Below are 6,330 nucleotides of genomic sequence, written 5' to 3' on the forward strand. Positions count from 1 at the left end.
TATGGTTACTTGGCCACATGCGAGCACTGCTTCCGATCGCCTTCGTCGTGTTCTGGAGTTCGGGTTTCGTCGGCGCGGGCATGGCGGCCGACACCGGCGCCTCGGCCAACACGAGCCTGTTCTGGCGCTACGCGGTGACGACCGCGATCCTGCTGGTCATCGCCGTGGCGAGACGTCGCCGGTACGGGCGCGCGTTCCTGATCCACGAGATCGTCCTCGGCGCGCTCGGGCAGGCGATCTACCTGTCCGGCGTCTTCCACGGCGCGTCGCTGGGGGTCCCGGCGGGCACGAGCGCGCTGATCGCGTCGCTGCAGCCGGTGCTCGTCGCCGTGCTCACCAGCAGGCTCGCGCACGAATCACTGGGCGCGCGAAGGGCGTTGGGCCTCGCGGCCGGAGTCGCCGGCGTCGCGCTCGTGGTCGTCACCGACATCGGATCCGGCGGCGGTGCGCTGGGGATGCTCGCGGTCGTCGCGGGCACGGCCGGTCTCACCCTCGCCACGCTGCTCGGCGACCGCCGACCCCGCCCCGAAGGCCACGACCTGCTCGACTCGCTGACCGTGCAATCGGCCGCGGCGCTGGCCGGGTTCGCCCTGGTCGCGATGGCAGGCGGCGGTGTCACCCCACCTGCCGCACCCGAGTTCTGGACCGCGATCGCCTTCCTCGTGCTGCTGCCGTTCGTCGGCGGCTACGGGTGCTACCTGCTGATCCTGGACCGCTCGGGGCCGCTGGCCGTCAGCGCCCTGCTCTTCCTCACCCCCGCGGTCGCCGCGACCTGGAGCGCCCTCGCCCTCGACCAGCCCTTCCACCTCACCACGATCCCCGGTTTCCTCCTCGCCCTGACCGGAGTCCTCACCCTCCGCGCACCCGCGAAGCGACCCGCGGGAACGCGAGGGGAGATGACGACCGCTTGATTCTGGAGCAGGCGCTCCATTACCGTGCCGGGCATGGCCAGACCTCGTGTGCACGACCTCGACCGGGTGCTGGACGTGGCCGAGCGCCTCGTCGCCGAGTCCGGCCCGGAGCGGCTCACCGTGCGCGCGCTCGCGGCGGAGTCCGGTGTGCCGAACGGGGCGATCTACCACGGTTTCGGCTCGTTGGCGGCCTTGCGCGGGAAGCTGTGGCTGCGCGCCGCGATCGACTTCCTGGACCTGCAGACCGACCTCATCGATCGGGAGCTGCGCGAAGCCGGGGATTCGGCAGCGGTCAACGCGCTGGTCGCGGCTGCCGACGCCCCGGCGGTGTTCGCCGAGCGGCGCCCGTCGGCCGCGCGGTTGCTCATGACGGTGAGCCGGGAGCAGCTGCTCGGTCCCGAACTTCCCGCGGAACTGGCGGATTCGCTGCTCGACCTGGACCGCAGGCTGGTGTCGGAGGTGCTGCGCCGCCTGGCCACCGAGCTGTGGGAGCGAGGGGACGGCGCCGCCGTGGACGTGATCACGACCTGCGTCGTCGACCTGCCGACGGCCCTGCTGCGCCGGGCCTTCGACCAACCCGCCCCGGTCCGGATCAGCACCGATCTGCGAACCCGCCTCGAAGCGGCCGTGCGCGCGGTCGCCCAGCACGAACCGACCACACCGGGACATCGACGATGACACCTCCGGAAGTGCTCGCCGGCGCGAAGAGGATCTCCGTCGGCCCGGATCTCACGGGACTGCTCTGGACCCGGGTCCGCACCACGCTCACCGCTCCGGCCAGGCAGCACCTGCGCAGGACGTTCCCGCCGGTCGCGGTGCGGGCGTTCACGGCGACGACCGAGCAGTACTGGCAGGACTGGCTTTCCGACGACAACCTGGACGAGCTCGACGGCCTGGTCGTCGTCTTCGACTCGTCGGGCCTGCCGATCGCGTGGGTCGCCAGCAACGACCGGGTGTTCGGCGGGCGCAAGTGCTTCTACGCCAACTCCGCAGGAGTGCACCCGGACCACCAGGGAACGGGGATCTCCGGCCGGATCTGGCGTGCGCTGCTGCGCGCGGCGCTCATCAGGTCCGCCCCGCGCACCCTGCACGCGGTCATGCGGACGGGAAATCCACTGGTCTACGGCGCGTGGTCGACCGCGGCAGGCCGCAGCGGCACCGCCTGGCCGGCACCCGGCGCGGAGGTTCCCGAGCACATCGGCCGCATCGCCGAGGACGCCGCGACCGCGCTGGGCCAAGCCGACCGGCTCGACCCCGCCACGCTGGTCATCACCGACGCCTACGACGACACCGAGTCCGGGCTGTGGACTACCCGTCCGACGTCGGACCGCCCGGACATCGACACCTGGTTCGACACCCTCCTCGGCCCGCGCGACGCCATCGTGCTCGTCGTCGCCTTCCGGCCGCTCCGCATCATGCTCGACGAGACCCGACGCGACCTCCGCCGAGCCCTCGGCCTCCGCAAACCCCACCCCTCCCGAACCTCCCGAGCCCCCAGCCACGACCCCGACCAACACGACGTCCACGACCGATGACGTCGGGACTTCGAGCGGTTCGCCGTCATCCTGTTCGAGAAGCGGTTGTTCGAAAGTCCGTGCGGATTACGGCAGTAATCGGGTCCCCGATTACTGCCGTAATCCGTGCGCGTCGCTCGTGACTGGACCGAACCGGACCAAAGCCTCTGGTCGTCTCGCTCGGTTCCGGCGAGGGTTCGGGTATGACAGAACTCCGGGCGCTTGCTTCGCCGGGTGACGGTGGTGTGCGCACGACGTTGGGGCCGCTGGCGCGGTTCCGCGTGCAAGCCGCGCGGCGCGCCTCCGGGCGGGTGCTCGACATCGGTGCGCGTCGGCTCGCCGACCTGCCCGACTACCAGTACCTCGGCCACCTGGCCCTGGTCGAATTCCCCTCCGAGGTGAGCGAATCGGATCTCCCGCTGCGCGCGGAGAAGATCGACGCGAACGCTGAGCACCTCCCGTTCCCGGACCGGTCGTTCGACGCCGTGGTGTCCCGGTTCGCCCTGTCCCGCTCGGCGAATCCGGCCCTCGCGGCACGGGAGATCGCCCGGGTGCTGCGGTGGAAGGGGCATCTGCTGTTCCTCGAGGCCGCAGGTGACGCGAGGCGCGTCGACCCGGTGACCCACCTGCGGATCAGCGGACTCGTCACGCACGACATCGAGCGGTCCAGGACTCGCGCGCACCCCCGTTGGCTGGTGCAGGGGATCGCGACGCATCCGTCCGCGCAGTACGAGCGCGAGATCGCCTGGCTGCTCGGAACAGCACGAGGAGGCAATCACGATGACGAGGAAAGTAGCGGACTGCCGCAAGGCTCCCAGTGACATCAACTGCTCGCTCACCATCAGCGGCGAGGAGCACGAGGTGATCCAGGCGGCCGTCGAGCACGCGGTCTCCGCACACGGCCACGAGGACACCCCTGAGCTGCGCGAACAGCTCCGCGGCATGCTCGAGAACGAGGTGCGATCGGAGTCGGACGGGATGCGGTTCGTCCAGCTCATCGAGTTCAAGACCCACCGGAAGGACGAGATCAACCAGCTCATGGACGAGTGGGAGGACCGGACCGGCGGCAAGCGGACGGCGACCCGCGCGGTGCTCACCCAGGACCACGAGCAGCCGGACACCTACTTCGAGTTCGTGGAGTTCCCGTCCTACGACGAGGCGATCCACAACTCGAACCTGCCCGAGACCGACGAGCTCTCGCACCGCATGCGCGACCTCTGCGACGGCGAACCCACGTTCCACAACCTCGACGTGGTCCGCGCCGAAGCGCTCTGACGCGCCCGTTCGGGGGTGGGGGAAGTTTTCATGAAAACTTCCCCCACCCCCGAACGTGAGCCGCGGAACAGTGCGCAGGCACCGGGTTCCGATGCCGCACCGCGTCGTGGAGCATGGGGCGGCCACGCGGGATCGGTGTCGAGGGGGCTTGGGTGTCAGCGCAGTTGGTGGCGTTCGTCGGGGCGTGCTTGGCCGTCATCATCGTTCCCGGCCCCGATCTGGCGTTGTTGCTGCGCAACGCGGCTGTTGCCGGCCGCCCGGGGGCTGCCGCCACGGCCGGGGGGATCATGACGGGCAACACGATCCTCGCCACGGCCGCGGTCGCGGGCCTGACGGCGCTGCTGGAAGCGTCCGGGCCGCTCTACAACGCGATCCGCCTCGCGGGCGCGGCTTACCTGATCTACCTGGGCGTTCGCGCCCTGATCAGCCTCACCCGCCGGAGCGAGAAGCCCGAGACGGCGGTCGCGGCCCCGAGCCTGGCGAGCGCGCAGGCGTTCCGGCAGGGCCTGCTCAGCAACCTGCTCAACCCGAAGGTCGCCGCGTTCTACCTGGCCCTGTTCCCGCAGTTCGCGCTCCCCGGCATGCCGACGCTGGCGCAGCACACGCTGCTCGCGGGGCTGTTCTGCCTGCTCTCGCTGGCCTGGTACGTGCTGCTGATCGCGGTGCTCGGCCGGGTGCAGACGTGGCTGCAGCGCCGGAAGGTCCAGCGCACCATCACCGGCGCCTCCGCTGCCGCGCTCATCACCCTCGGCGCGGGCCTCGCCGTCCAGAACTGACCGTTGACACCACCGTGATCGACACGATCAGCTGATCGGCGGAAGGCACCGAAGGAAAGGCCGGAACGTGAACGAGACGCCCAGCTGGGACGCGAACGATCTCGATGTCGAGACGCCGAACGCTGCCCGCATGTACGACTACTACCTCGGCGGTTCGCACAACTTCGCCTCCGATCGCGAAGCCGCGGCCCGGGCGGTGCAGGTGACCCCCACGATGATCCCGGGCGCCCGCGCGAACCGGGCGTTCCTGCAACGCGCGGTCCGGTTCTGCCTCGACGCCGGCATCCGGCAGTTCCTCGACCTGGGATCGGGCATCCCCACGGTCGGCCACGTCCACGAGATCGCGCACGCGATCGACCCGTCGACGAGGGTCGCCTACGTCGACATCGAGCCGATCGCGGTCGCGCACACCAGGCGCATGCTGTCGGACACCTCCGCGGTCACCGTCACCCAAGCCGACCTGCAAGATCCGCAGGAAGTCCTGAAGTCCCCCGGCGTCGCCGACCTGCTGGACTTCAGCGAGCCCGCGGCGGTGCTGGCGGTCGCGGTGCTGCACTTCGTCCCGGACTCCAAGAACCCGGCAGGCATGCTCGACGCCTACTGCGATGCGGTCGCCCCGGGCAGCTTCCTGGCGGTCTCGCACATCACCGACCACTACGACACCCCGGAGCGCGTCGCCGAGATCGACCGCCTGTACTCCAGCACCACGAACGCAGCCCGGCACCGCACCTTCGAGGACTTCACCAGGCTCATCGGCGATCGAGAGCTCGTCGACCCGGGCGCGGTGTACGCCACCGACTGGCGCCCCGACCCGGGCACGGTACCGGCCGAAGGCGCCCGAACCGCCTTCTGGGCGGCCCTGGCCCACATCTCGTAGAACCGCCCTGATCGGGTCCGCCGTCCGGCTAAGGTGACCGGCGACAACGGCATTTCGAGATCGGAATCGGCATGAGCAGTGGCGACGCGTGGTTCTTCATCGGGCTGGGCCTGGTCCTCGCCGCTCACTTCCCGTTCGTCCTGATCATGCTGGTGCGCACCCGCGCCCGACGCCGCACCTGGCCCCGCGTCACCGGCACCGTCACGTCGGTGCGGACGAAGCGGCGCAACGACGGCGAAACCCGGACGACCGTCCACTACCGCTACACCGACGCGACGGGACAGCAGCGCAGCGGCACCGACACGCCCTGGTTCCGCGCGCCTGGCCGCAAGAGCGACATCGCGGTCGTGTACGACCCCGACAACCCCGGCCGCAGCGAAGCGGCCTCGACGACCTGGCTGAACGTCCTGTTCCCGATCACCCTCGTGCTCCTGGCCCTCGGCGTGTGGTCCCTCGTGGCAGGCATCCAGTCACTCGCTCGGTGAGGCAGTGAACGGTCCACGGCCGCTGCTGCTGACGGTGGTGGGAATTGACAATTCGAAAGGCACTTCGAACCGAAATGCGCAATCGTTTTCCGCTCACTCATCGTTGACGCCGCCTCCGGAGGGGAGCACGCTCAAAGGTGCTTGCCCCGTTCCAGGAGACGAGCAGTGAACGATTTCGCACGAGGAAGTGCAGAATGACTAGGAAGCGAATTGCCGCAGGATTCTGTGCTGCGGCGGCGGCACTAGGGATGATCCTGGTCCCCGCAGGTGTCGCCTCCGCGAAAATCACGGAAGAGCCCGTTTCATGCGTGAACAACGGCGGGCACCAACCCGGTGGACAGCAGCCCAGCTGCACCGGAAGCGGCCTGACCCAGAACAGCGAGAACCAGAACCCCGCCGGTCACGCACCACCTGGACAGAACTGACCGGCAGATCACCCACGACCAACAGCACCACACCCAGGTGACCCGCACGTGGTGGGGGGGCCGCAGA

8 protein-coding genes are annotated in these 6,330 nt (G+C 69.7%); all 8 read left to right on the forward strand.

Translation table 11 applies throughout. The features are described 5' to 3' along the window. The first annotated feature begins 17 nt into the window (after positions 1-17). The 8 genes from QFW96_RS28665 to QFW96_RS28700 all read left to right on the forward strand — a co-directional run bounded on the left by QFW96_RS28665 (position 18) and on the right by QFW96_RS28700 (position 5,838). Positions 18-911 (forward strand): DMT family transporter, encoded by an 894-nt coding sequence (locus tag QFW96_RS28665; RefSeq protein WP_281458866.1) that lies wholly within the window; start codon positions 18-20, stop codon positions 909-911. A gap of 33 nt (positions 912-944) precedes the next feature. Further along, complete coding sequence (locus QFW96_RS28670) at positions 945-1,589, forward strand: TetR/AcrR family transcriptional regulator (RefSeq protein WP_281458867.1); 645 nt, start codon at positions 945-947, stop codon at positions 1,587-1,589. Next, positions 1,586-2,446: a GNAT family N-acetyltransferase gene (locus tag QFW96_RS28675; protein ID WP_281458868.1), complete on the forward strand. Its 861-nt coding sequence runs from the start codon at positions 1,586-1,588 to the stop codon at positions 2,444-2,446. The genes QFW96_RS28670 and QFW96_RS28675 overlap by 4 nt, the downstream gene beginning before the upstream one ends. Positions 2,447-2,628: 182 nt before the next feature. Next, entirely contained in the window at positions 2,629-3,246 is a 618-nt protein-coding gene (locus tag QFW96_RS28680; protein WP_281458869.1) for a class I SAM-dependent methyltransferase, read from the forward strand. Continuing rightward, the gene (locus QFW96_RS28685) at positions 3,206-3,700 is read left to right on the forward strand and encodes a DUF1059 domain-containing protein (protein WP_281458870.1); all 495 of its coding nucleotides are present in this window, start codon (positions 3,206-3,208) and stop codon (positions 3,698-3,700) included. The genes QFW96_RS28680 and QFW96_RS28685 overlap by 41 nt, the downstream gene beginning before the upstream one ends. A 152-nt stretch (positions 3,701-3,852) precedes the next feature. Further along, positions 3,853-4,476 carry a LysE family translocator gene (locus QFW96_RS28690; protein ID WP_281458871.1) on the forward strand — a complete coding sequence of 208 codons (624 nt, stop codon included), beginning with the start codon at positions 3,853-3,855 and terminating at the stop codon, positions 4,474-4,476. Positions 4,477-4,543: 67 nt separating this feature from the next. Further along, on the forward strand, positions 4,544-5,353 hold the full coding sequence (locus QFW96_RS28695; protein ID WP_281458872.1) for an SAM-dependent methyltransferase: 810 nt from the start codon (positions 4,544-4,546) through the stop codon (positions 5,351-5,353). 71 nt (positions 5,354-5,424) lie between these two features. Then, a complete protein-coding gene (locus QFW96_RS28700) occupies positions 5,425-5,838 on the forward strand; it encodes a DUF3592 domain-containing protein (RefSeq protein WP_281458873.1) in 414 nt (137 codons plus the stop codon). Positions 5,839-6,330: the final 492 nt, after the last annotated feature.

Origin of the sequence: Saccharopolyspora ipomoeae (assembly GCF_029952525.1) — a bacterium.
Taxonomy (GTDB): Bacteria; Actinomycetota; Actinomycetes; order Mycobacteriales; family Pseudonocardiaceae; genus Saccharopolyspora; species Saccharopolyspora ipomoeae.